Genomic DNA, 22,370 nt, shown 5'->3' with positions numbered 1-22,370 from the left:
AGCCCTCAGGTGACTGGGGGCTTCACTCGTAGCCGCTCGCTGCGCCCTCGCGACGGGCTTCGCCCTCGTCGGTCCACGGCAGGCCGATCACATCGCCACGCTCGTCTGGGCCCTCGTCGCGGCGGCAGGGCTGGGCGTCGCCGTGCGGGCGGTCGTACCGGCGGTTCCTGGACGCCGGAGCATCCGGGTGACCGGCACTGGGGAAGTGAGAGCACGGGGTACCGGGTCGGCGGTGTCCGGGGCGGCTGTTTCGATCACGACGAGCAGCTGACCGCGTCGGCCGGCCGGCCCGGTGGCCGGGAAACGGCGGACCGGCGGGACGGTGGCAGCGTCCCGCACCGGCACGGCTTCGGACCTTCTGCGTGCCCCGGTGCCGCTTCCTAGACTTGAGGGGTGGCCCGCCGTAACGACGAGGTCGAGGCGCTCTTGCAGGAGTACGCCGATCTCATCGCGATCACCGGAGGCGACGCGTTCAAGGCGCGCGCCTACGAGAAGGCGGCGCGGGCGATCGGCGGGTACCCGGTGGACATCTCCACGCTGGACGTCGACGGGCTGCGGGAGATCCCGAACGTGGGTCGGTCGATCGCCGAGAAGGTGGCCGAGTATCTGCGCACGGGCACGATGGCCGTGGTGGAGGAGCGCCGGGCGAAGATCCCGGCCGGGGTGCGCGAGCTGATCACGATCCCGACCCTGGGGCCGAAGAAGGCGCTGCGGCTCTACGAGGACCTGCACATCTCGTCGGTGAACGAGCTGGCCGCGGCCATCGAGGCGGACGCGCTGGCCGATCTGAAGGGCTTCGGCGAGAAGACTCAGGAGAACATCCGGCACGGGATCGAGCTGCTCCAGCGGGCGGGCGCGCGGGTGCCGCTGTCGCTGGCGCTGGACACCGCCGAGGAGATCGTCGCCCAGCTGTCCGCCGTGACGGGCTGCACGCGCTGCGCGTACGCCGGTTCGCTGCGCCGGATGCGGGAGACCGTCGGCGACCTGGACGTGCTGGTCTCGGCGAAGCGGTCGGCGCCGTTCATGGACGCGCTGTGCGAGCTGCCGGTCACCGCTGAGGTGATCGCGCGGGGCACGAAGAAGACGTCGGTGCGCACCGGCAAGGGGCTCCAGGTGGATCTGCGGGTGGTGCCGCCGGAGTCGTGGGGCGCGGCGATGCAGTACTTCACCGGGTCGAAGGCGCACAACATCCGCACCCGGACCATCGCCGTGCACCAGGGGCTGAAGCTGTCCGAGTACGGCGTGTTCGACACCGAGAGCGGGGAGTCGGTCGCCTCCCGCACCGAGGAGGAGGTGTACGCGCGGCTCGGCCTGCCGTGGATTCCGCCGACGCTGCGCGAGGACCGCGGGGAGATCGAGGCGGCGCTCGGCGAGGGCCTGCCCGCGGTGGTGACCGAGCGGGACGTCCGCGGTGACCTGCACACGCACACCGATCTCACGGACGGCCTGGCCTCGCTGGAGGCGATGGTGGAGGCCGCCGCCGAGCGCGGTCACGCGTACTACGCGGTCACCGACCACGCGCCCAACCTGTACATGCAGCGCATGACGGACGAGAAGATCCTCGCCCAGCGGGAGCGGCTGCGGGAGCTGGACGGCACCCGGCGCCGGATGCGGCTGCTGCACGGCACCGAGCTGAACATCGGTCCGGACGGGGAGGTGGACTGGCCGGAGGAGTTCCTGGCCGGTTTCGACCTGTGCGTGGCCTCCCTGCACTCCCACTTCGACCTGGGCCGGGCCGCGATGACGCGGCGGCTGGTGCGGGCCTGTGAGCATCCGTACGTCAACATCATCGGGCATCCCACGACCCGGCTGATCGGCAAGCGGCCGGGCGTCGACGCCGACTGGGACGAGGTGTTCGCGGCCTGCGCGCGCACCGGAACCGCGCTGGAGGTCAACGCCCAGCCCGACCGGCTGGACCTGCGCGACGAGGACATCCTGCGGGCCAGGGAGCACGGCGTGAAGTTCGCCGTGAACACCGACGCGCACTCCGTCCCGCACCTCGGGCAGCTGCGCTACGGCGTGGCGACCGCGCAGCGCGGCTGGCTCACCAAGGAGGACGTGATCAACACCTGGCCGCTGACCCGGCTGCGGAGGTTCCTGCGCAAGGGCGGGCGCGCCTGAGCGTCCGGTGTCACCGCAGCGGCCGTACCGTCAGCGTGCCGGCGTCGGCGTGCTCGACCCGGGTGCCGAGGCCGCGGGCGTACCCGTCGAGGACCGTGCGCAGCCAGGAGGTGTCCTCGGCCGAGGCGTGTTCCAGGCGCAGCCGGCGCGCCTGGAACGGCACCATCCGCAGGCCGGTGAGCCGGCCGGTGCCGGGCTCGACGGACACCAGGTACAGGAGCCGCAGGTCGTCGCGGTAGCGCTCGTAGCCGCCGATGCCCTCGTAGTCGTCGACGAGGTCGCCGCAGCCGTACAGGACGAGCCGGTCCCGGTAGACCTCCGGTGGGCGCGGATGGTGCGAGGAGTGTCCGTGGACGACGTCGACGCCCGCGTCGATCAGCGCGTGGGCGAAGCGGACCTCGTCACGGGAGGCCGTGTAGCCCCAGTTGGGGCCCCAGTGGACGGACGCGACGACGAGGTCGCCGGGCCGCGCGGTGCGCCGCAGGCGGTCGGCGAGATCCTTCGCGGCGGCGGCGGTCGGCGCGGTGACGAGGGCCACGCCGGGGCGTTCGGCGGTGGCGGCCCAGCTCTGCGGGATGCCGCTGGACGGCATGCCGAAGGCGAAGACCAGGACGCGTCCGCCCGGCCGCAGCGGGACGGTCGCCGGGCGCCAGGCGGCGTCCGCGTCCCGGCCCGCCCCGGCGGTGCGCAGCCCGGCCGCGGCGAGGGAGTCGAGGGTCTCCGCGAGGCCGGACGGCCCGAAGTCGAGGACGTGGTTGTTGGCTAGGACGCAGACGTCGGGGCGGACGGCGGCGAGGCAGGGCAGGTTGGCCGGGTGCATCCGGTAGTGGACGCCCTTGCCGGGCGCGAAGTCGCCGTCCCGGGTGACGGCGGTCTCCAGGTTGATCACCCGCACGTCCGGGGCGGCTCGCTCCAGGACGGGCAGGGCCTCGCCCCAGGGCCAGGCGGGATCGGCGGGCCGGGGTACCGGTCCGTTGGCGGTCTCCGCCAGGGCGACGTAGTCGCGGGCGTCGCGCATGTAGTCCTCCCGCAGGGCCGGGTCGCCGGGGTGCGGGAGGATCTGGTCGAGGCCCCGGCCGAGCATCACGTCACCGGCGAGGAACAGGGTGACGGCCTTCTCGCCCATGGCGGCGGGGCTACACGTGCGCGGGTGCCATGTGGTCCGTGAACCAGTCACGTGCCAGCTCGGTCACCCGTTCCAGCGTGCCCGGCTCCTCGAAGAGGTGGGTGGCGCCGGGGACCACCTCCAGCCGGTTCTCGCAGCGGAGTCGTGCCTGTGCCTCCCGGTTGAGTTCGAGGACCTGCCGATCGGCGCCGCCGACGACGAGCAGGGTGGGCGCCGTCACCGCGGCCAGCCGGGGTCCGGCGAGATCGGGCCGGCCGCCCCGGGAGACGACGGCGGCGGGCCGCGCGTCGGGGTCGGCGGCGGCCCACAGGGCGGCGGCCGCGCCGGTGCTGGCGCCGAAGAAGCCGATGGCGAGCCCCTCGGTGCCGGGTTCCTCGTGCAGCCAGCGGGTGGCGTCCAGCAGCCGTCCGGCGAGCAGGGCGATGTCGAACACGTTGCCCCGGTCGGCCTCCTCCGCGTCGGTGAGCAGGTCGAACAGCAGGGTGCCGAGGCCGGCCCGGTGCAGCCCCTCGGCCACGAACCGGTTGCGCGGGCTGTGCCGGCTGCTGCCGCTGCCGTGCGCGAAGGCCACGACGCCGGTGGCGTCCTCGGGGACGGTGAGCCGCCCGCCCAGCCGGGCGCCGCCGGCGGTCACCGTCACCTCCCGGTCGGTGGACCCGGCGCCCGCGGTGTGCCGGTGGCGGCTCGCGGCCCGGCGCAGGCATGCGGTGACCTCCTCGTCGGCGACCTGGGCGAAGTCGCCGTAGAACTGGCCGACCGCGGCGAAGTCCCAGGGGGTGTCCAGGCAGACCAGTTCGTCGGCGTCCCCGCCCAGTCGCCGGGTGAAGTCCCGGGGGGCCACGGGGACGGCCAGCACGATGCGGGCGGCGCCCCGGGCGCGGGCGATCCGGCAGGCGGCCCGCGCGGTGGAGCCGGTGGCCACACCGTCGTCCACCACGACGGCGGTCCGTCCGGCGACGGGGACGAGGGGTGCGGCGCACCGGTAGCGCGCGGCTCGTTGCTCGAGCACCCTGCGCTCGCGTTCCTCGACCCGGGCGAGGTCCGCGGTGGAGACCCCGGTGCCGCGCAGCACCTCCTGGTTGATCACGCGCACGCCGTCCTCGCCGATCGCGCCCATGCCCAGCTCGGGCTGGTACGGCACGCCCAGTTTCCGCACCAGGCAGACGTCCAGGGGTGCGTCGAGCGCCTCGGCGACCTCGGCGGCGACCGGCACCCCTCCCCGGGGCAGCCCGAGCACCACGATGTCCTGGCCCCTGAGGTACTCCAGGCGTTCGCCCAGCCTCCGTCCCGCTTCGAGGCGGTTCCTGAAGTGCACGGTGGGCTCCTTCACTCCCGGGGCTGCCAGAGCGGCGCCGGGGCGTCTGTGTCGGCGGCTCCCGTCGCCTTCATGTCACCGTCGGCGGCGCGCAGCAGCCTGCGGCCCATGGCGATGAGCGCGCGTCCGGCGGCGAGTTCGTCGCCGATCTCCGGTATCGCCTGGTCGTAGGGGTTGCGGCGGGCCTCCGCGTGGCTCTCCAGGACGTTGTCGCCGGTGTCGAGGATGATCCGGGCCGTGGTGTCCGGATCGTGCTCGGACAGGTACAGGTTCAGCCGCCATTCCTTGACGGCGGGACGGCTGCTCATGGGTCCGGTCATCGTCCGCCACCTCGCTCCGCGGATTGTGCCGCGATGGACCGTCGAGCCGTCTGCCGGTCCATCGCGGCTGGTCGCGCAGTTCCCCGCGCCCCTGCGGGGGCGCTGCGGTCCGGCACTTCCACTGTGCACCCGACCCGCGGCGGACGCCTCCCCTGCCCCGGGCAGAATGTGGGTCATGACCTCGCGCACCTGCCCCTGCGGGCTCCCCCGGTCCTACGACGCCTGCTGCGGCCGCTTCCACGCCGGCTCGGCCGCCGCGCCGACGGCCGAGCTGCTGATGCGCTCGCGGTACAGCGCGTTCGTCCGGGGGGACGCGGGGTATCTGCTGCGCACCTGGCATCCGCGGACCCGGCCGGAACGGCTGGACCTCGATGCGCGGATGAGGTGGACGGGGCTGGAGATCCTGGACACGACGGACGGGTCCGCCTTCCACAGCACCGGCACGGTGACCTTCCGCGCCTCCTACCGGGGCGGCTCGCTGCACGAGCGGAGCCGGTTCGAGCGGGTGGACGGGGCATGGGTGTACGTGGACGGGGACTTCCTCGAATAGCCCGGACCAGGGCGCCGGGGAACAGCCCGGACTAGGGCGCGAGGATGTCCAGTTCCTGGAGGGCGCCCACGGTGATCTGCCGGGTCAGCTCCTCCGCGCGGGGCGCGTCGCCCGCGCGGACCGCCTCGGCCACCCGCACGTGCAGGGTGACGGCCGCCGGGTCCGGGTCCTCGAACATCACCTCGTGATGGGTGCGGCCGGCCAGCACCTCCGCGACGACGTCGCCGAGGCGGGCGAACATCTCGTTGCCCGAGGCGGTGAGGACGACCCGGTGGAAGGCGATGTCGTGGACCAGGTACTCCTCCAGCTTGTGGCCGCGTGAGTGGGCCACCATGCCGAGCGCGCACTCGGTGAGTTCGGCGCACTGCTCGGCCGTGGCGTGCTGCGCGGCGAGGCCGGCCGCGACGGGTTCGATCGCGGAACGCAGCACGGTGAGGGAGCGCAGCTGGTGCGGGCGGTCGGCGCCGGCCAGGCGCCAGCGGATGACCTGCGGGTCGTAGACGTTCCACTCGGCCTTGGGGCGGACCGTGACGCCCACCCGGCGGCGGGACTCGACCAGGTGCATGGATTCGAGCACGCGGACCGCCTCGCGCATCACGGAGCGCGACACCTCGAAGTGCTGTGCCAGTTCGTCGGTGCGCAGGACACTGCCCGGCGGGTACTCGCCTGCCGTGATCGCGGGGCCGAGGGTGTCGAGTACATGGCCGTGCAGCCCCCGGCCCGGTGTGGTCATGCACTCAGCGTACGGCGTGGATCACAGCGACAAAAAGTCAGACTTATATGTCACAGACTCTTGAATTCGTCGTACCTAATGGGTTTCAGTGTGGCGACGCCGCAGTGGCGTCGATGTCGAGGAAGACAGCGAGGCAGTGATGCGAACCCCCCAGGTCGTCGTCGTGATGGGCGTCGCGGGGACGGGCAAGACCACGATCGGTCCCTTGCTCGCCGCGCGACTGGGCGTCCCGTACGCCGAGGGCGACGACTTCCACCCCCAGGCCAACATCGACAAGATGTCGGCCGGGATTCCGCTCGACGACGCCGACCGGTGGCCATGGCTGGAAGCCATCGGGCACTGGGCGCACGGCCGGGCCGGACTGGGCGGGGTGGTCAGCAGCTCGGCGCTGAAGCGGTCGTACCGCGACCGGCTTCGGGCCGTGGCCCCCGGAATCGTGTTCCTGCACCTCACGGGCGACCGGCAGCTGATCGAGGAGCGGATGTCCCAGCGTCAGGGGCACTTCATGCCCACCGCGCTGCTGGACTCCCAGTTCGCCACCCTCCAGCCGCTCCAGCCGGACGAGGCGGGAGTCGCCGTGGACGTCATCGGCACTCCTCAGGAGATCACCGAGCGCGCCGTACAGGCCCTCGAACTGCTTCCCGACACCGCGGGCAGCGCTCAGTAGCGCCCGTCAGAACACCCCCGTCACCGCAAGGGAACCCCCGTGACCAGACTCAGCGTCGAGATGCTGGCAGCGGACGCGCCACCGCCGATCACCTCCGCCGGACACGCCCAGCTGGGCATAGCCGTCCTGGTGGGCATCGCGGTCATCGTCCTGCTCATCACCAAGTTCAAGCTCCATGCCTTCCTGGCGCTGACCATCGGGTCGCTGGCGCTCGGGGCGGTCGCCGGGGCGCCGCTCGACAAGGCCATCATCAGTTTCACCACCGGACTCGGCTCCACCGTGGCCGGCGTCGGCGTCCTGATCGCGCTCGGGGCGATCCTGGGCAAGCTGCTCGCCGACTCCGGCGGTGCCGACGAGATCGTGGACACGATCCTCGCCAAGGCCGGCGGGCGCGCCATGCCCTGGGCGATGGTGCTGATCGCCTCCGTGATCGGCCTGCCCCTGTTCTTCGAGGTCGGCATCGTGCTGCTGATCCCGGTCGTGCTGATGGTCGCCAAGCGCGGCAACTACTCCCTGATGCGCATCGGCATCCCGGCCCTCGCCGGTCTGTCCGTGATGCACGGCCTGATCCCGCCGCACCCCGGCCCGCTGGTCGCCATCGACGCGGTCAAGGCCAACCTGGGCGTGACCCTGGCGCTCGGCATCCTGGTCGCCATCCCGACGGTGATCATCGCCGGTCCGCTGTTCTCGAAGGTCGCGGCCCGCTGGGTGGACGTGCCCGCGCCCGACCGGATGCTGCCGCAGCGCGCCTCGGAGGAGCTGGAGCGCCGTCCGGGCTTCGGTGCGACGCTCGCCACCGTGCTGCTGCCGGTGGTGCTGATGCTGGCCAAGGCGCTGGTGGACATCGTCATCGACGACCCCGCGCACACCACCCAGCGCGTCTTCGACGTCGTCGGCTCCCCGCTGATCGCGCTGCTCGCCGCCGTGATCGTCGGCTTCTTCACGCTGGGCCGGCCCGCCGGGTTCACCAAGGACCGGCTCCAGCAGACCGTCGAGAAGGGTCTGATGCCCATCGCCGGCATCCTGCTGATCGTCGGCGCGGGCGGCGGCTTCAAGCAGACGCTGATCGACTCCGGCGTGGGCCAGATGATCCTGGACGTCTCCAAGGACTGGTCGATCCCGGCGCTGCTGCTGGCCTGGCTGATCGCGGTCGCGATCCGGCTGGCGACCGGCTCGGCGACGGTCGCGACGGTCTCGGCGGCCGGCCTGGTGGCGCCGCTCGCGGCCGACATGTCGACCACCCACGCGGCCCTGCTCGTCCTGGCCATCGGCGCGGGCTCGCTGTTCTTCAGCCATGTCAACGACGCCGGTTTCTGGCTGGTGAAGGAGTACTTCGGGCTGAGCGTCGGGCAGACCGTGAAGACCTGGTCGGTGATGGAGACGATCATCTCGGTGGTCGCCGGCGGTCTGGTCCTGCTCCTCTCCCTGATCATCTAGGGGTACGACGATGACGGCTCACCCCCTCTTCGACATCAGCGGCCGTACGGCCCTGGTCACCGGGTCCAGCCGGGGCATCGGCCTCGCGCTGGCCCGGGGCCTGGCCGAGGCCGGCTGCACGGTGGTCCTCAACGGGCGCGACCCCGGCCGGCTGGCCGAGGCCGCGGCGGACCTTCCCGGTGAGGTGCGTACGGCGGTGTTCGACGTGACCGACGGTCCGGCCGTGGCCGCCGGGATCGCGGACGTCGAGGAGCGGGTGGGCCCACTCGACATCCTGGTGAACAACGCGGGCATGCAACTGCGCGCCCCGCTGCTGGAGTTCGCCGACGCCGACTGGCACCGCATCCTCGACACCAACCTCACCAGCGCGTTCCTCGTCGGCCGGGAGGCCGCCCGGCGGATGACGGCACGCGGCCACGGCAAGATCGTCAACATCTGCTCGTTGCAGAGCGAGGTCGTCCGGCCCGGCATCGCGCCGTACGCGGCGACCAAGGGCGCGCTGAAGATGCTCACCAAGGGCATGTGCGCCGACTGGGGGCCGTACGGCGTCCAGGTCAACGGCCTCGGCCCCGGCTACATCGAGACCGAGCTGACCCGGCCCCTGGTGGAGGACGAGGAGTTCAGCGCGTGGGTGCGCCGCCGCACCCCGGCCGGACGCTGGGGCCGCACCGAGGACCTGGTGGGCGGACTGCTCTTCCTGGCCTCGCCCGCGGCGGACTTCGTCGGCGGGCAGGTGCTGTACGTCGACGGCGGCATGACGAGCGTGCTGTGAAAGGGGCGGCGGGCGTGCTGGGGTGTGTGATCCACGGGGCCGGCGATCTGCGGGTGGAGGAGCTGCCGCCCCGTCAGCCCGGGCCCGGCGAGGCCCTGGTGACCGTCCGGTACGGCGGGGTGTGCGGGTCCGATCTGCACTACTGGCGGCACGGCGGGGTCGGGGACTTCCGGCTCCGCGAGCCTATGGTGCTCGGGCACGAGGTGGTCGGCACGGTGGTGTCCTACGGCCCCGGGGCCACCGGTCCCGGTCCGGGTACTGCGGTCGCCGTGCACCCGGCCACGCCGTGCGGGGTCTGCCCGGAGTGCGCCGACGGACGGGCGAACGTGTGCCGCGACACGCGGTATCTGGGCAGTGCGGCGCGTTTTCCGCACGTACAGGGCGGGTTCGCGGGTCAAGTGGTCGTGCCGTCGGCGCAGTTGAGGGCGTTGCCGGACGGGCTCGGGCTCCGCCGGGCCGCGCTCGCCGAGCCGCTGTCGGTGGCGCTGCACGCGGTGCGGCGGGCCGGGGAGGTGGCCGGGCGGCATGTGCTGGTGACCGGGGCCGGGCCGATCGGGTGCCTGGTCGTCGCGGCGGCGAGGGCGGCGGGCGCGGCGCGGGTGACGGTGACCGACCTGGTGCCTGAGGCGCTCGGGTACGCGGCCGTCGCCGGCGCCGACACGCTCGTACGGGCCGACGATCCGGACGATCCCGGGTGGCCGGCGGAGGTGGACGTGGCCGTGGAGGCGTCGGGGGTGGCCGCCGGTCTGGACACCTGTCTGCGGCTGGTGCGGCGCGGGGGTGTGGTCGTACAGCTCGGGATGCTGCCGGCCGGGCGGACGCCCTTCGCCGGGAACCTGGTGGTGAGCCGGGAGATCGAACTGCGGGGCGCGTTCCGCTTCGACGTCGAGTTCGACGACGCGCTGCAACTGCTGGCGGCGCGTGGGGAGTTCGACGGGCTGGTCAGCGCGGTGGTCCCGGTGGAGGAGGCCGAGTCCGCGTTTGCCCTGGCCTCTGACCGGGGGCGGTCGTGCAAGGTGTTGCTGGAGTTCTGAGGGCGCTGAAGCGCTGAGGGCGGGTCGCTGACGATTCGGCACCGCCGGACCGCGCCGCCGTGCCTGAGCGCCGTCGCGGCTGAGCGCCGTCGCGGCGGGGAAAAGGGGAGCCTGCGGCGGCGGATAGAGGGTCGGCGGACACGGGCAGCGGCGGACGAAAGAGGCCGGCGGACACGGGCAGCGGCGGAGAAAAGGGCCGACTGCGAAGAAAAGAGGTCGGCCGACACGGGCAGCGGTGGACGAAAGAAGCGGCGGAGAAGGGTCGGTGGGGGCGAGGGGCGGTAGAGGCGGGCTGTCAGGGTGTTGGCGTCATGGGCGCCACAAGGAGTGTTCCCTGTCTGCCCAGTCTCTCGTCACCGTCCCCGTCCGCAGTCCCCTCCTCGCCTCCGGGTCCCCCAGGGCCATGCCGATGTGGCCGGCCAGGACCACGCCGATCGTGAGGGCCAGCCAGTCGTGGACGAAGGTCGCCGAGGTGCGCCACATCAGCGGGGTGAGGTGGGTGAACCACATCATCAGGCCGGTGCCGAGCATGACCAGGGTCGCGCCGGCGATCCACGCGGCGTAGACCTTCTGACCGGCGTTGAACTTGCCGGCGGGACGCGAGCCGTGGCGTCGGTCGCGGCGCAGGGCGGCCCGCAGCCAGACCCGGTCGTGCGGGCCGAAGCGGTTGAGGAAGCGCAGGTCGGCGCGGAAGGCGCGGGAGGCCAGGCCCAGCAGGACCGGCACCGGCAGCGCGATCCCCGCGCACTCGTGCACCCGGACGACCAGTTCCCGGCGGCCGACCAGGATCGCCAGCTGCGGGATGTAGAGGACGGCCGCGGTCACCACGCACACGCCCATCAGCGCGGCCGTCGCGCGGTGCACCCACCGTTCGGCGCGGGTGAAGCGGTGGACGCGGGCGCTCGGCGGGGCCGGGGTCTCAGCTCGTAGGCTCATCGTCGCGTCCGTTCGAACGGCCGACCCAGGCGTCGACGTCGTAGCCGAGGTTCTCCCAGTAGCCCGGTTTGACCCGGTCGGTGACGGTGATGCCGGAGAGCCACTTGGCGGACTTGTAGAAGTACATGGGGGCCACGTAGAGGCGGACCGGGCCGCCGTGGTCGTGGCCGATGTCCTTGTCCTGCATGCGCAGGGCGACAAGCACGTCCGGGCGGCGCGCCTGGTCGAGGGTGAGGCTCTCGGTGTAGGTGCCGTCGAAGCAGGTGAAGCGGAGGGCCTTGGCGGAGGAGCGGACGCCCGCCGCGTCGAGCAGGTGGGACAGGCGTACGCCCTCGAAGGGGGTGCCGGGGACCCGCCAGCCGGTGACGCACTGGACGTCCTTGACCAGCCGGGTCTGCGGCAGGGCGCGCAGTTCGTCGAGGGTGTAGCCGCGCGGGTGGTCGACCAGGCCGTCGATGGTGAGGCGGTAGTCCGTGGCGCTCTTGTGCGGGACGGAGGCGGCGACGGAGTAGTAGCGGAAGCCGCCGCCGTTGGGCAGCAGGCCGGTCAGGCCGGTGGGGTCGTTGCCGGCGACGCCGCCGAGGAAGCCTTCGAGGCCGCGTTGCAGCGCGGGCGCCGCGACCACGCCGAGCGCGCCCAGGCCGAGGGTGCCGAGGAAGACGCGGCGGCCGATGGGCCGGCCGTCCTGCTCGTGTGCGTGTTCCTCGGATTGTTCAGAGTTCACGTATTCATTCGAGCACTCGGGGCCGCGTAGGGCCAGGCGATCGGGCCACTGGTCAGGGTTCCGTAATCACTTCTTACCGAGCGCGCGGGCGCGGGCCGTGTCGAAGGCCGCCACGGGGTCGCGGTGCGCGTACGACCAGGGCGCCGGGGTGGCGTGCGCGCCGATGCGCTGGAAGAGGGCCGCCGCCTCGGCCGGTCGGCCGGCGCAGGACAGGGCGAACGCGAGGTGGTTGAGGTCGATGTGGCGGCGCGGGTGTTCGTCGTGCTCCCACTCCAGCCACCAGTCGAAGCAGGCGCGCAGGATGCGCCGGGCGCGCGGGCCGGACCAGTGCCCGGAGGCGGCCGGGTCGGCGGGGGCGAGGCCGGTGGCGGCGAGGACCCGGTACCGCTCGGCGTAGGCGACGACCGGCAGGACGGCCAGCGGGGAGTCGGCGGGGGCCTCCGCGGCGGCCAGCTCGGCGAGGTCGTACACCTCGTGGGCCTCGGCCCGGCCGCCCGCGGGCCGTTCGGCGAGGCGGGCGATGAGCAGGTGGTGGGCGTGGTGGTGCTCGGGATGACGGCGGCGCAGTTCGGCGAAGGCGGCGAGCACTTCCCGCTCCGGGCCGAGGGCGCGGGCGAGCAGCAGGCGGCCGAGCCAGGGGGTGGGGTCGGCGGGGGCGAGCGCGACGGCCGTGTCGCAGGCCTCGCGGGCCCGGTCGGGCTCCTCCTTGCCGCGTAAGGCGCGGTGCACCAGGGCGAGGGCCAGCAGCGCGGTGGCGTCGGCGGAGCCGGGCTCGGCGGTCAGCCAGTCGGTCGCCCAGGCGGCGGCGTAGGGGTCCTGGGCGAGCACGGCAAGGCGGTGGCCGCGGCGGTCCCAGTCGTCGCCGGTGTGCACCAGCAGGGAGCGGGCGGCCTGTCGCCGGCCCTGGGTCAACGCGGCACGGGCGGTGCGGAGTTCGGCGTCGTCCAGGGCGGCGTCGAAGGCACCGGAGTCGTCCTCGGCGGTCTCGCCGGACGGTTCCGTGGGGGCCCGGCGAGTGCCGAGCAGAGGCGGGAGAGGGGGCACCGCGCGACTTCCTGTTTCTCGGGCTGCCATCGACCGATCACGCACAGCAAACCCTCAGCCAAGGGTTGCGTCAAGCGGAACGGCGGTGTTACCAGCTTCAATTTCCCTTCGCGAAACGGAACTTGACCGTCCCGCCGCAGGTGGGCCGGGTCACGGCCCACCGGACCCCGGAATGTTCCTGTGGCGTATGCCATCGCGCTTTCGGGGCGTACGCCCCGGCTTCTGTGGCGTACGCCATGGCGCCGCGCGTCCCGGCCCCGGACCATGGCGAGTCAACCGCCCGGTTCCGGGTACTTCCGGGGCAATGCCGTCCCGGGAGCGCTACAGTCGGCCACTACCGCCCGGGTACGGCCGGATGATCGAGGTACACAGCGTGTCCGTTCTGGTTCTCCTTCTCGCCGTGAGCGCGGCCTGCTGTCTGGGTTTCGGATTCGTGCTCCAGCAGAACGCGGCGCAGAAGGCACCCCTCAGCGACTTCCTCTCCTTCCGCCTGCTGCTCGACCTGATGCGGATACCGCGCTGGCTGGGCGGACTCGGGCTGATGGTGGCCGGCATGGTGCTGGGCGCGATCGCCCTCGGCAAGGGCGAGATCTCCCTGGTGGAACCGCTGCTCGCGACCAACCTGCTGTTCGCCCTCGCCCTCTCCCGGTACCAGACCGGACAACCCCTCGGCCGCCAGGGCTGGGCCGGGCTGCTGCTGCTCGCGGGCGGGGTGAGCGCGTTCATCACGGCGGGCGAGCCGCGCGGCGGCACGGCGGTCACCGATCCGCTGCGGCACTGGCTGATCATAGGGGCCGTGGTGGGGGTGGCCCTGGTCCTCACCACGTACGCCAAGCGCTCCCGGCTGAACTGGGGCCCGGTGCTGCTGGCTGTGGCGGCCGGACTGCTCTACGGCGTCCAGGACGCGCTGACCCGGGTGAGCGGCACCCGCTTCTCCGACGGCGGCCTCACCGAACTGTTCACCGGCTGGCAGCCGTACGGCGTGGTGGTCTGCGGTGTCACCGGTCTGGTCCTGGTGCAGAGCGCGTTCGAGACGGCCCCGCTGCGCATGTCGCTGCCCGCGCTCACGGCGGCCGAGCCGCTCGCCGGGATTCTGTGCGGGGTGGGCTTCATGGGCGACCGGCTGCGCACCGACACCGGTGCGCTGGCCTGGGAGGCGGCCGGGCTCGCGGCGGTGGTGGCGGGCATCGTGCTGCTCGGCTGCCATCCGGCGATGCCGTGCGGCACGGCGGAGCGGGAGCCGGGAGCCCGGGACCTCCAGCGCCGCTGAGACAGCACCGCCCGGATGGGGCGGCCCTGCTGGGACGAGCCCGGCCCTGCTTGGATGACGGGCATGAATCCTGCTGACGAGATCCTCGACATCGTCGACGAGAACGACCGGGTCGTCGCCCAGTACCCGCGCGGCGAGGCCTACGCGCGCGGGCTGCGCCACCGCTGTGTGTTCATCGAGGCCCGGGACGCGGCCGGCCGGCTCTTCGTGCACCGGCGTACGGCGACCAAGCTGGTGTTCCCCTCGCTGTACGACCTGTTCGTCGGCGGGGTCGTCGGCGCGGGCGAGTCCTACGACGAGGCGGCGCTGCGGGAGGCCGAGGAGGAACTGGGCGTGACCGGGCTGCCCCGGCCGGAGTTCCTCTTCAAGTTCCTCTACGACGACGGCGCCGGGAACAGCTGGTGGTCGGCGGTGTACGAGGTGCGCTGCGAGCTGCCCGTGCGTCCGCAGGCGGAGGAGGTCCAGTGGCACGCCTTCCTGCCCGAGGAGGAGGTCGAGCGGCGGCTCGGCGAGTGGGAGTGGGTGCCGGACGGACTGGCGGCCCACGAGCGGCTGCGGGCGTTCCGGGCGGGCCGGTGACCGCCGGATAGGGTCGGCCGCGTGAGCGAATTCGTACGGAACATCCGGCTGTGGCTCGCGCCGGAGCGGGTGCGGGACGAGGGCGGCACGCCCGACTACCGGTTCTCGCTGGCCAACGAACGCACCTTCCTCGCCTGGCTGCGCACCGCGCTGGCGCTGATCGGCGGCGGATTCGCGGTGGACCAGTTCCTCCCCGACCTGCGCTGGGCCTGGCGGGTCGGACTCGCGCTCGCGCTGCTCGCGGCCGGTGTCCTGTGCTCCCTGCGCGCGGTGAACCACTGGGTGCGCTGCGAGCGGGCGATGCGCCGCGGCGAGGATCTGCCCGCGTCCCGTTTCCCCGCACTGCTGAGTCTGGTCGTGGCGGTGGTGGCCGTCGCGATGGTGCTGGTGGTCCTGGTCGGGTGGGAGGGGTGAGTGCCGGGGAGGCGGACGCCGGGCGGGATCCCGGGCTCCAGCCCGAGCGCACCCGGCTGGCCTGGCGGCGTACGACCCTGTCGGCGACCGTGGCCACCGTGCTCGCGGTGAAGACGGCGCTGCACGACCGGCCGCCGGCCGCCGGGATCGCCGCGTGCGCGGTCTGCGCCCTCCTGTGGCTGGGCTTCCTCCGGGTGGCCCACCACCGGATCCGCGCCCTGACGGCCGGCCCCCGCCCGCCCGCGCTCGCGCCCCGGATCGCGACGGCGGCGGCGCTGTGCGCGGTGGCGCTGGCGGTGTGCGCTGCCGTGCTGGTGACCTAGGCCCCGCCGCCCCCGGCCCCCTGGTCCACCGTCACCACGATCTTCCCCCGGGTGTGGCCCTCCTGGCTCAGGCGGTGGGCGTCCGCCGTTCGTTCCAGGGGGAAGGTCTGCTCGATGTGGACGGAGACGGCACCCTGTTCCGCCAGCTCCGTCAGGTGTCGCAGGTCCTCGGGGTCCGGGCGGACGAAGCAGTACCGGCCGCCGTAGCCCAGGACCTCGGGGTCGGCGATCGACGCCAGCCGGCCCTCCGGGGCGAGCAGGTTGGCCGAGGTCTTCAGGGTGTCGCCGCCGATGGTGTCGAAGACCGCCTCCACCCCCTCGGGCGCGATCCCGCGCACCCGTTCGGCCAGGCCCTCGCCGTAGGTCACGGGCTCGCCGCCCAGCGTGCGGACGTAATCGTGGTTGCGTTCGCCGGCCGTGCCGATCACCCGGGCGCCGAGGTGGGCGGCGATCTGGACGGCGAACGAGCCGACCCCGCCGGCCGCCGCGTGCACCAGCACGGTCTCGCCCCGTTTCACCTCCAGCGCCTTGACCAGCACCTGATAGGCGGTGAGCCCGGCCAGCGGGAGCCCGGCGGCCCCCTCGAAGGACAGGTTGCGCGGTTTGCGGGCCAGGGCGCGGACGGGCGCGGCCACGTACTCGGCGAAGGTGCCCCGGGCGAGGTAGTCCTCGCGGACGTAGCCGATGACCTCGTCGCCGACGCCGAACTCGGTGACCGCGGCGCCGGGCCGCACGACCACCCCGCTGACGTCCCACCCGGGGATCACCGGGAAGACGGCGTCGAGGACCGGGTCCAGGTACCCCTCCCGGCACTTCCAGTCGACCGGGTTGACGGCCGCCGCGCGCACCTTGACCAGGACCTGGTCGGGGCCGACCTTGGGGTCGCGCAGCTCGCCGTACTCCAGCACCTCGGGTCCGCCGTAGCGGCGGTAGCTGATGCCCTTCATGCCCTCGACCCTCCGGGGTACTCGTGCGCCACGCAACCGGGATGCCCCGATACGCGGCTTTCGCGTGGCAGTCTTCCGACGTCAGGCACCCCGTACCCCCCGAAGGTGAGCACCATGACCACCCTTCACCAGGAACACACCGAGCACGCGACGCACCGCCACGGGCCGGACTGCGGGCACCACGCCGTGCCTCACGGCGACCATGTCGACTATGTCCACGACGGCCATCTGCACCGGGAGCACGAGGGCCACTGGGACGAGTGCGAGCCGGCCGGGCACGCCGTCCACGAGGGCCATGAGCATGTGCACCACGACGAGTGCGGGCACGCGCAGGTGCCGCACGGCGACCACGTGGACTATCTGCACGACGGGCACCGGCACGCCGAGCACGGGGATCACTGGGACGACCACTGACCCGCCGCGGACGAAGGCCGACGGCTCCCCGGCAGCGCGCCGGGGGGCCGTCGGCCTATCGTGGCTCCGGTCACGTTCCGCCTGATCTTCACCGCGCGCACTGGACGGCATACCGACCGGTCGGCATCATGAGTCGAGTCCTGTTCACCCGTTCGTAGGAGTGATGTATGAGCGCCGACCACCCGCCCGGTCTCGACCTGGACCGGCTGCGCGCCCTGCTCGACCGCGAGCGCCCCGGTCTGGTGAACGGCCCCCTGGCCGGACGGCTGATCGAGGGCGGACGGTCGAACCTCACCTACGCGCTCTCGGACGGCACGTCGAAGTGGGTCGTCCGCCGGCCCCCGCTCGGCCATGTGCTGGCCACCGCGCACGACATGAAGCGCGAGCACCGGGTCATCAGCGCGCTGCACCCGACCCGGGTGCCGGTCCCCCGCCCGCTGCTGCTGTGCGAGGACGACGAGGTGCTCGGGGCGCCCTTCTACGTCATGGAGTTCGTGGAGGGCACGCCCTACCGCACCGCCGACCAGCTCGCCCCGCTCGGCGCGGAGCGCACCCGGAACGCGGTGCTGTCCCTGGTGGACACACTGGTCGAGCTGCACGCCGTGGACCCCGCCGAGGTGGGCCTCGCCGACTTCGGCCGCCCGGAGGGCTTCCTGGACCGGCAGCTGCGCCGCTGGGGCAAGCAGCTGGACGCCTCCCGCAACCGCGAGCTGGCGGGCATCGACGAGCTGCACGCGGCCCTCGGCCGCCGGCTGCCCGCCTCCCCCGCCCCGGCGGTCGTCCACGGCGACTACCGCCTGGACAACGTCCTGATCGGGGACGACGACACGATCAAGGCGATCCTCGACTGGGAGATGTCCACGCTCGGCGACCCGCTCACCGACCTGGGACTGCTGGTGATGTACAGCCTGCCGCTCGGCATGCCCGACTCCCCCGTCTCCACCACCGCCGAGGCGCCGGGGCACCCCGACCCGCGGGAACTGATCGAGCGGTACGCCGCCCGCTCCGGCCGGGACGTCTCGGCCGTCTCCTGGTACACGGCGTTCGCCTGGTTCAAACTCGCCGTGATCCTGGAGGGCATCCACTACCGGTACACGCTCGGCCAGACGGTCGGCCGCGGCTTCGACCGCATCGGCGACCTCGTGCCCGTCTTCATCGACCACGGACTGACCACTCTTCAGGAAGGCTGACCGGCATGGACTTCGCGTTCGACGCGCGCACCGAGGAGCTGCGCGACAGGCTCCTCGCCTTCATGGACGAGTACGTGTACCCGGCCGAGGCGGTCGCCGAGGAGCAGCGGGCGCGGCTGGCGTCCCCCTGGGACACGCCGGCCGTGGTGGAGGAGCTGAAGGCCGAGGCCCGCAGGCAGGGACTGTGGAACCTGTTCCTGCCCGACGCCGAGCACGGCGCCGGGCTGACCAACCTCCAGTACGCGCCGCTCGCCGAGATCACCGGCCGTTCCCCGCATCTCGCGCCCACCGCGACCAACTGCGCCGCGCCCGACACCGGGAACATGGAGGTGCTGGCGCAGTTCGGCACCGAGGAGCAGAAGAAGCAGTGGCTGGAGCCGCTGCTGGCCGGTGAGATCCGCTCGGCGTTCGCGATGACCGAGCCGGAGGTGGCCTCCTCGGACGCCACGAACATCACCACGCACATCGAGCGGGATGGCGACGAGTACGTCGTCACCGGCCGCAAGTGGTACATCTCCGGGGCGATGAACCCGGACTGCAAGATCTTCATCGTGATGGGCAAGACGGACCCGGACGGGGCGGACATCCGCCGCCAGCAGTCCATGGTCCTGGTCCCGCGCGACACCCCCGGCGTCACGGTCAGGCGCGCGATGCGGGTCTTCGGCTACGAGGACCACTCCCACGGCGGCCACGCCGAGGTCGTCTTCGACCACGCGCGCGTGCCCGTGTCGAACCTCGTCGGCGAGGAGGGCGGCGGCTTCGCCATCGCCCAGGCCCGGCTCGGCCCCGGACGCATCCACCACTGCATGCGGCTGATCGGGATGGCCGAGCGGGCGATCGAGCTGATGTGCCGGCGGGCCGTCTCCCGTACCGCGTTCGGCAAGGCGCTCGCCCAGCAGGGTGTGGTCCAGAACTGGATCGCCGACGCGCGGGTCACGGTCGAGCAGCTGCGGCTGCTGGTGCTGAAGACGGCCTGGCTGATGGACACCGTCGGCAACAAGGGCGCCCACACGGAGATCCAGGCCATCAAGATCGCCACCCCGCGCGCGGTGGTCGGCATCCTGGACCGGGCGATCCAGTTGCACGGCGCGGGCGGGGTGAGCCAGGACTTCCCGCTGGCCGAGCTGTACGCGAGCGCCCGCACGCTGATGCTCGCCGACGGCCCGGACGAGGTCCACCAGCGCTCGCTGGCCCGCCGGGAGCTGAAGAAGTACCTCTGAGGGGCCCCGTGCCCCTCAGGTACTCCTGAGGTCCCTACGGCCGCAGGGCCCGCAGGAGCAGGTCGGCCAGATGGTCGGCGACCTCCTGCGGGCCCATCGGGCCGTCCGGCCGGTACCACGTCGACAGATGGTGGACCGAGCCGAAGTGGTAGTCCACGACCAGGTCGGCCGGGGTCGCCGTGGAGAAGACGCCCGCCTTCTGGCCCTCCTCCACGAGCGCGCGGAAGCGCTCGTGGTAGCGCCGGCGCTCGGCGCGGACCTGCTTGTTCTTCTCCGGGCTGAGGTGGTGCATGGACCGGAAGAAGATCATCGCGTCGTCGAGGTTCTCGATCGTCGTGACGACGACGTCCGCCGCCGCGTCCCTGAGCCGCTTCTCCACCGGCTCGTCGGCGTTCGCGAACGTGTCCAGCCGCTCCTGCTGGAGACGCAGCACGCGCGCGTACACCTCGTGCAGCAGATCGTCCTTGGAACCGAAGTAGTGGTACAGCGCCCCCTTGGTGACGCCGGCCGCCTCCACGATCTCCTGCACGGAGGTGCGGTCGTAGCCCTGCTCGGCGAAGAGCCGGGTGGCGGCGGCCAGCAGCCGCTGCGGGACGGGCGTCCCGTCTCCGTCCGTCGTCCTGGGCACTGCCGCCACCTGCCTTTCCGTGAGGTCACTCGCTGTCGCGGGAACGCAGTTCCCGACGGAGGATCTTCCCACTCGCCGTCTTGGGCAAGTCGGGCAGGATCTCCACCTGACGCGGGTACTTGTAGGCGGCCAGTCTCTCCTTGCAGTACACCGCGAGTTCATCCGGGTCCGCCTCGGCCCCCGGACGGAGGCTGATATAGGCCTTGACGGTCTCGCCACGGTACCCGTCGGGGACGCCGACGACGGCCGCCTCGCGCACCGCCGGGTGGGTGTACAGGACGTCCTCGACCTCGCGCGGCCACACCTTGAAGCCGGACGCGTTGATCATGTCCTTCTTGCGGTCCACGACGTACAGCCAGCCCTGCTCGTCCATGAACCCGATGTCGCCGGTGCGCAGCTCGCCCTCCGGGAAGGTCTCGGCGGTGGCGTCCGGCCGCCGCCAGTACCCGGGCACGACCTGCGGCCCCCGTACGACGATCTCGCCCTGCTCCCCGAACGGCACCTCGGCGCCCCGCTCGTCCAGGACGCGCACGACCGTGTCGGCGCCGGGCAGGCCGACGGACAGCGTCCCGGAGACCGGGTCCACGGGCGCCTCCAGATGGGGCGGGACGGAGGCGCAGGGGGCGGTGCACTCGGTGAGGCCGTAGCCGACGCGGATGTACGGCCCGAAGCGCTCCCGGAACGTCTCCACCAGGGCGGGCGGCACGGGGGCGCCACCCGAGGAGATGTTCACGAAGGAGGCGAAGTGCTCGCGGGTGACGTCGGGGTGGGCGGCGAGCGCCATGTAGGCCGTGGAGGGGCCGACCGTGTAGTGCGGGCGGTGCTCGGCGAAGGCCTCCAGGACGACGCCGGGCTCGAAGCGGTAGGTGAGCACGAGGGTGCCGACGCTGTTCAGACAGGCGCCGAACTGGCAGACCATGCCGGTGATGTGGAACAGCGGCGCGAGCGCGTAGTAGACGGGCGCCTCGGGCAGGCCGAGCCCGGTGGCCTGCCGCTCGGCGTTGTGCATGACGTTCGCGTGCGTGTTGGTGGCGCCCTTGGGCGTGCCACTGGTGCCCGAGGTGTAGCTGATCAACGCGATGTCGTCCGGGCGGGGCAGGCGGCCCTCGGGGGCCCGGCCGCCCTGCCGGGCGACGGCCACCAGGTCGTCGGCGTCGGGGGCCTGGGGCAGCCGCTCGAAGGTCAGCACGCGCGGGTCGTTCCGGGTCTGGAAGTCCCGTTCGCAGGCGGTGAGCACGATCCGCACCGGTGAGCCGGCGGCCGTGTCCCTGAGATACGTCTCCCAGGCCCGGTCGGAGCAGATCAGCGCGGCCACCTCGCCGTCCCGCAGGACGTGCGCCACCTCGCCCGACTTGTACATGGGGTTGACCGGGACGACGGTCGCGCCCGCCTTCCAGGCGCCGAGCACGGCGAGCACGAAGTGCGGGGAGTTCTGGAGCAGGACGGCCACCCGGTCGCCGCGCTCCAGGCCGCGCGCGGCGAGGTGGGCGGCGACGGAGTCGGTCAGCTCGTCGACCTCCCGGTAGCTCAGCCGGGCGTCGAAGTAGGCGAGGAAGGCGCGGTCGGGGGCCTCGGCGACGGCACCGCGCAGGGCGTGCACGAGCGAGTCGGTGGGGTCGAGCGGGGCGCGCTGGGCCTCGGTCAGCAGCGCGAGCCACGGCCGGGCCGCGTACGGGGAGATGGTCACCGGGCGGCCTCCCACTTCTGCTGGAGGTGGTTCATGTTCGCGAGCCAGCGGTCGGGCTCGGCGGCCCGCGCCTGGTAGAAGCCGGCGACCTCGGGGTGCGGCAGGATCAGGAAGCGGTCCTCCTCGATGCCCCGGAACAGGGCGTCGGCGACGGCCTCCGGGGCGATCGCGGTCGGCTGGAGCACCAGGTCGCCCGCGCTGCCGGTGGCGGCCAGCATGTCGGTGCGGACGCCCTGGGGGCAGACGGCGTGGACCTTGACCCCCCGGTGCCGGTACGTCAGCGACAGCCACTCGGCGAAGGCGTAGGCGCCGTGCTTGGTCACGCTGTAGGAGGGCGCGCCGATCATCGTCAGCAGCCCGGCGGCGGAGACGGTGGAGACGAACCGCCCGCCGCCCCGCTCCAGCCAGTCGGGCAGCAGCACGTGCGCGGCCCGGACGTGGGCCATCAGGTTCACGTCCCACGAGGTGGCCCAGGTCTTCTCGTCCAGGGTGCCGTCGAGGTCACCGTCCTCGAAGGCGACGCCCGCGTTGGCGCAGTAGACGTCCACCGTGCCGCCGAGCGCGTCGCGGGCCTCGGCGACGATCGCGGAGGCGTCACCGGGCACGGCGGTCCCGCCGATCTCCTCGGCCACCGCCTTGGCCTTCCCGGCATCCAGGTCGTTCACCACGACCCGGGCCCCCTCCGCGGCGAACCGCCGGGCCAGTGCCGCCCCGATCCCCCCACCGGCTCCGGTGACGACCACTCCCGCATCCTGCACGGCTTCCACCATCGGTCTCCTTCGACACGACTTTCGCGCGGCGCGCGTCGGCTCTGGTCGGGTCAGACTAACCGGTCGGTATGTGTGAAGGAAGGGGAACTGCTCCAACCTCAAGGGGCGCGGGGAACTGCGCGAGCAACCCCAGACAGCCCGCGCGTGCC

24 protein-coding genes are annotated in these 22,370 nt (G+C 72.8%); 13 read left to right on the top strand and 11 right to left on the bottom strand.

The genetic code is table 11. The features are described from left to right. The first annotated feature begins 393 nt into the window (after positions 1–393). A complete protein-coding gene (gene polX / locus ACZ4WH_RS02485; protein WP_468175745.1) occupies positions 394–2,121 on the top strand; it encodes a DNA polymerase/3'-5' exonuclease PolX in 1,728 nt (575 codons plus the stop codon). A 10-nt stretch (positions 2,122–2,131) separates the two neighbouring features. Here the strand turns inward: polX and ACZ4WH_RS02480 are convergent, their stop codons facing one another. Genes ACZ4WH_RS02480 through ACZ4WH_RS02470 form a run of 3 tightly spaced genes read right to left on the bottom strand, consistent with a single transcriptional unit; the run spans position 2,132 to position 4,882 of the window. Further along, the gene (locus tag ACZ4WH_RS02480; RefSeq protein WP_468175742.1) at positions 2,132–3,247 is read right to left on the bottom strand and encodes a CapA family protein; all 1,116 of its coding nucleotides are present in this window, start codon (positions 3,245–3,247) and stop codon (positions 2,132–2,134) included. A gap of 10 nt (positions 3,248–3,257) precedes the next feature. After that, the gene (locus tag ACZ4WH_RS02475; RefSeq protein ID WP_468175739.1) at positions 3,258–4,562 is read right to left on the bottom strand and encodes a phosphoribosyltransferase family protein; all 1,305 of its coding nucleotides are present in this window, start codon (positions 4,560–4,562) and stop codon (positions 3,258–3,260) included. An 11-nt stretch (positions 4,563–4,573) separates the two neighbouring features. Next, the gene (locus ACZ4WH_RS02470) at positions 4,574–4,882 is read right to left on the bottom strand and encodes a dsRBD fold-containing protein (RefSeq protein ID WP_468175736.1); all 309 of its coding nucleotides are present in this window, start codon (positions 4,880–4,882) and stop codon (positions 4,574–4,576) included. A gap of 175 nt (positions 4,883–5,057) precedes the next feature. Here ACZ4WH_RS02470 and ACZ4WH_RS02465 point away from each other — a divergent pair, with 175 nt between their 5' ends. Beyond that, on the top strand, positions 5,058–5,432 hold the full coding sequence (locus ACZ4WH_RS02465; protein WP_468175733.1) for a YchJ family protein: 375 nt from the start codon (positions 5,058–5,060) through the stop codon (positions 5,430–5,432). 31 nt (positions 5,433–5,463) lie between these two features. On the opposite strand, the gene ACZ4WH_RS02460 is transcribed toward ACZ4WH_RS02465, so the two are convergent. Beyond that, complete coding sequence (locus ACZ4WH_RS02460; protein WP_468175730.1) at positions 5,464–6,165, bottom strand: FadR/GntR family transcriptional regulator; 702 nt, start codon at positions 6,163–6,165, stop codon at positions 5,464–5,466. A gap of 139 nt (positions 6,166–6,304) precedes the next feature. Here ACZ4WH_RS02460 and ACZ4WH_RS02455 point away from each other — a divergent pair, with 139 nt between their 5' ends. From ACZ4WH_RS02455 to ACZ4WH_RS02440, 4 genes are read left to right on the top strand one after another with little or no spacing between them, the layout of a single operon-like run. After that, the gene (locus ACZ4WH_RS02455) at positions 6,305–6,832 is read left to right on the top strand and encodes a gluconokinase (RefSeq protein ID WP_468175727.1); all 528 of its coding nucleotides are present in this window, start codon (positions 6,305–6,307) and stop codon (positions 6,830–6,832) included. Between the two features lie 39 nt (positions 6,833–6,871). Further along, positions 6,872–8,269, top strand: coding sequence for a GntP family permease (locus tag ACZ4WH_RS02450; protein WP_468175725.1), 1,398 nt, complete (start codon positions 6,872–6,874; stop codon positions 8,267–8,269). A gap of 10 nt (positions 8,270–8,279) precedes the next feature. Continuing rightward, on the top strand, positions 8,280–9,041 hold the full coding sequence (locus ACZ4WH_RS02445; RefSeq protein WP_468175723.1) for an SDR family oxidoreductase: 762 nt from the start codon (positions 8,280–8,282) through the stop codon (positions 9,039–9,041). 14 nt (positions 9,042–9,055) lie between these two features. After that, the gene (locus tag ACZ4WH_RS02440) at positions 9,056–10,075 is read left to right on the top strand and encodes an L-idonate 5-dehydrogenase (protein ID WP_468175721.1); all 1,020 of its coding nucleotides are present in this window, start codon (positions 9,056–9,058) and stop codon (positions 10,073–10,075) included. A gap of 309 nt (positions 10,076–10,384) precedes the next feature. Here ACZ4WH_RS02440 and ACZ4WH_RS02435 read toward each other — a convergent pair whose 3' ends face one another. From ACZ4WH_RS02435 to ACZ4WH_RS02425, 3 genes are all read right to left on the bottom strand, one after another. Continuing rightward, the gene (locus ACZ4WH_RS02435) at positions 10,385–11,011 is read right to left on the bottom strand and encodes a cytochrome b/b6 domain-containing protein (RefSeq protein ID WP_468175719.1); all 627 of its coding nucleotides are present in this window, start codon (positions 11,009–11,011) and stop codon (positions 10,385–10,387) included. Then, the gene (locus ACZ4WH_RS02430) at positions 10,995–11,735 is read right to left on the bottom strand and encodes a molybdopterin-dependent oxidoreductase (RefSeq protein WP_468175717.1); all 741 of its coding nucleotides are present in this window, start codon (positions 11,733–11,735) and stop codon (positions 10,995–10,997) included. Before ACZ4WH_RS02430 ends, ACZ4WH_RS02435 begins: the two co-directional genes overlap by 17 nt. A gap of 66 nt (positions 11,736–11,801) precedes the next feature. Continuing rightward, complete coding sequence (locus ACZ4WH_RS02425) at positions 11,802–12,779, bottom strand: hypothetical protein (RefSeq protein WP_468175715.1); 978 nt, start codon at positions 12,777–12,779, stop codon at positions 11,802–11,804. 373 nt (positions 12,780–13,152) lie between these two features. Here ACZ4WH_RS02425 and ACZ4WH_RS02420 point away from each other — a divergent pair, with 373 nt between their 5' ends. The 4 genes from ACZ4WH_RS02420 (at position 13,153) to ACZ4WH_RS02405 (ending at position 15,365) form a co-directional block, all read left to right on the top strand. After that, positions 13,153–14,049, top strand: a complete 897-nt coding sequence (locus tag ACZ4WH_RS02420) for a DMT family transporter (RefSeq protein ID WP_468175714.1) — start codon at positions 13,153–13,155, stop codon at positions 14,047–14,049. Positions 14,050–14,112: 63 nt separating this feature from the next. Next, entirely contained in the window at positions 14,113–14,628 is a 516-nt protein-coding gene (locus tag ACZ4WH_RS02415; protein WP_468175711.1) for an NUDIX domain-containing protein, read from the top strand. 21 nt (positions 14,629–14,649) lie between these two features. Further along, positions 14,650–15,042, top strand: coding sequence for a YidH family protein (locus ACZ4WH_RS02410; protein ID WP_468175708.1), 393 nt, complete (start codon positions 14,650–14,652; stop codon positions 15,040–15,042). Next, on the top strand, positions 15,039–15,365 hold the full coding sequence (locus ACZ4WH_RS02405; RefSeq protein WP_468175705.1) for a DUF202 domain-containing protein: 327 nt from the start codon (positions 15,039–15,041) through the stop codon (positions 15,363–15,365). Before ACZ4WH_RS02410 ends, ACZ4WH_RS02405 begins: the two co-directional genes overlap by 4 nt. Here ACZ4WH_RS02405 and ACZ4WH_RS02400 read toward each other — a convergent pair. Then, entirely contained in the window at positions 15,362–16,312 is a 951-nt protein-coding gene (locus ACZ4WH_RS02400) for an NADP-dependent oxidoreductase (RefSeq protein ID WP_468175702.1), read from the bottom strand. The two genes, ACZ4WH_RS02405 and ACZ4WH_RS02400, sit on opposite strands and share 4 nt — an antisense overlap. Positions 16,313–16,426: 114 nt before the next feature. On the opposite strand from ACZ4WH_RS02400, the gene ACZ4WH_RS02395 reads away from it, so the two are divergent. The 3 genes from ACZ4WH_RS02395 to ACZ4WH_RS02385 all read left to right on the top strand — a co-directional run bounded on the left by ACZ4WH_RS02395 (position 16,427) and on the right by ACZ4WH_RS02385 (position 19,136). Then, the gene (locus ACZ4WH_RS02395) at positions 16,427–16,726 is read left to right on the top strand and encodes a hypothetical protein (protein WP_468175699.1); all 300 of its coding nucleotides are present in this window, start codon (positions 16,427–16,429) and stop codon (positions 16,724–16,726) included. A gap of 167 nt (positions 16,727–16,893) precedes the next feature. Further along, a complete protein-coding gene (locus ACZ4WH_RS02390) occupies positions 16,894–17,916 on the top strand; it encodes a phosphotransferase family protein (RefSeq protein WP_468175696.1) in 1,023 nt (340 codons plus the stop codon). Positions 17,917–17,921: 5 nt separating this feature from the next. Continuing rightward, positions 17,922–19,136 carry an acyl-CoA dehydrogenase gene (locus ACZ4WH_RS02385; RefSeq protein ID WP_468175693.1) on the top strand — a complete coding sequence of 405 codons (1,215 nt, stop codon included), beginning with the start codon at positions 17,922–17,924 and terminating at the stop codon, positions 19,134–19,136. Positions 19,137–19,170: 34 nt separating this feature from the next. Here the strand turns inward: ACZ4WH_RS02385 and ACZ4WH_RS02380 are convergent, their stop codons facing one another. From ACZ4WH_RS02380 to ACZ4WH_RS02370, 3 genes are read right to left on the bottom strand one after another with little or no spacing between them, the layout of a single operon-like run. Next, positions 19,171–19,764: a TetR/AcrR family transcriptional regulator gene (locus ACZ4WH_RS02380; protein WP_041665058.1), complete on the bottom strand. Its 594-nt coding sequence runs from the start codon at positions 19,762–19,764 to the stop codon at positions 19,171–19,173. A gap of 25 nt (positions 19,765–19,789) precedes the next feature. Further along, positions 19,790–21,451: a class I adenylate-forming enzyme family protein gene (locus tag ACZ4WH_RS02375; RefSeq protein ID WP_468175690.1), complete on the bottom strand. Its 1,662-nt coding sequence runs from the start codon at positions 21,449–21,451 to the stop codon at positions 19,790–19,792. Further along, positions 21,448–22,221 (bottom strand): SDR family oxidoreductase, encoded by a 774-nt coding sequence (locus ACZ4WH_RS02370; RefSeq protein ID WP_468175687.1) that lies wholly within the window; start codon positions 22,219–22,221, stop codon positions 21,448–21,450. Before ACZ4WH_RS02370 ends, ACZ4WH_RS02375 begins: the two co-directional genes overlap by 4 nt. Positions 22,222–22,370 lie beyond the last annotated feature (149 nt).

The organism is Streptomyces sp. NPDC029138 (assembly GCF_055564375.1).
The sequence above is the reverse complement of the archived record's forward strand: the minus strand, read 5'-3'. Positions and strand labels throughout refer to the sequence as shown.

What these genes read in the sequence shown, in the direction of transcription:
- ACZ4WH_RS02385 (WP_468175693.1), top strand. Translation starts at nt 17,922, where the DNA reads ATGGACTTCGCGTTCGACGCGCGCACCGAGGAGCTGCGCGACAGGCTC.
- ACZ4WH_RS02370 (WP_468175687.1), bottom strand. Translation starts at nt 22,221, where the DNA reads ATGGTGGAAGCCGTGCAGGATGCGGGAGTGGTCGTCACCGGAGCCGGT.
- ACZ4WH_RS02460 (WP_468175730.1), bottom strand. Translation starts at nt 6,165, where the DNA reads ATGACCACACCGGGCCGGGGGCTGCACGGCCATGTACTCGACACCCTC.
- ACZ4WH_RS02390 (WP_468175696.1), top strand. Translation starts at nt 16,894, where the DNA reads ATGAGCGCCGACCACCCGCCCGGTCTCGACCTGGACCGGCTGCGCGCC.
- ACZ4WH_RS02435 (WP_468175719.1), bottom strand. Translation starts at nt 11,011, where the DNA reads ATGAGCCTACGAGCTGAGACCCCGGCCCCGCCGAGCGCCCGCGTCCAC.
- ACZ4WH_RS02470 (WP_468175736.1), bottom strand. Translation starts at nt 4,882, where the DNA reads ATGACCGGACCCATGAGCAGCCGTCCCGCCGTCAAGGAATGGCGGCTG.
- ACZ4WH_RS02415 (WP_468175711.1), top strand. Translation starts at nt 14,113, where the DNA reads ATGAATCCTGCTGACGAGATCCTCGACATCGTCGACGAGAACGACCGG.
- ACZ4WH_RS02480 (WP_468175742.1), bottom strand. Translation starts at nt 3,247, where the DNA reads ATGGGCGAGAAGGCCGTCACCCTGTTCCTCGCCGGTGACGTGATGCTC.
- ACZ4WH_RS02465 (WP_468175733.1), top strand. Translation starts at nt 5,058, where the DNA reads ATGACCTCGCGCACCTGCCCCTGCGGGCTCCCCCGGTCCTACGACGCC.
- ACZ4WH_RS02455 (WP_468175727.1), top strand. Translation starts at nt 6,305, where the DNA reads ATGCGAACCCCCCAGGTCGTCGTCGTGATGGGCGTCGCGGGGACGGGC.
- ACZ4WH_RS02395 (WP_468175699.1), top strand. Translation starts at nt 16,427, where the DNA reads ATGACCACCCTTCACCAGGAACACACCGAGCACGCGACGCACCGCCAC.
- ACZ4WH_RS02445 (WP_468175723.1), top strand. Translation starts at nt 8,280, where the DNA reads ATGACGGCTCACCCCCTCTTCGACATCAGCGGCCGTACGGCCCTGGTC.
- ACZ4WH_RS02400 (WP_468175702.1), bottom strand. Translation starts at nt 16,312, where the DNA reads ATGAAGGGCATCAGCTACCGCCGCTACGGCGGACCCGAGGTGCTGGAG.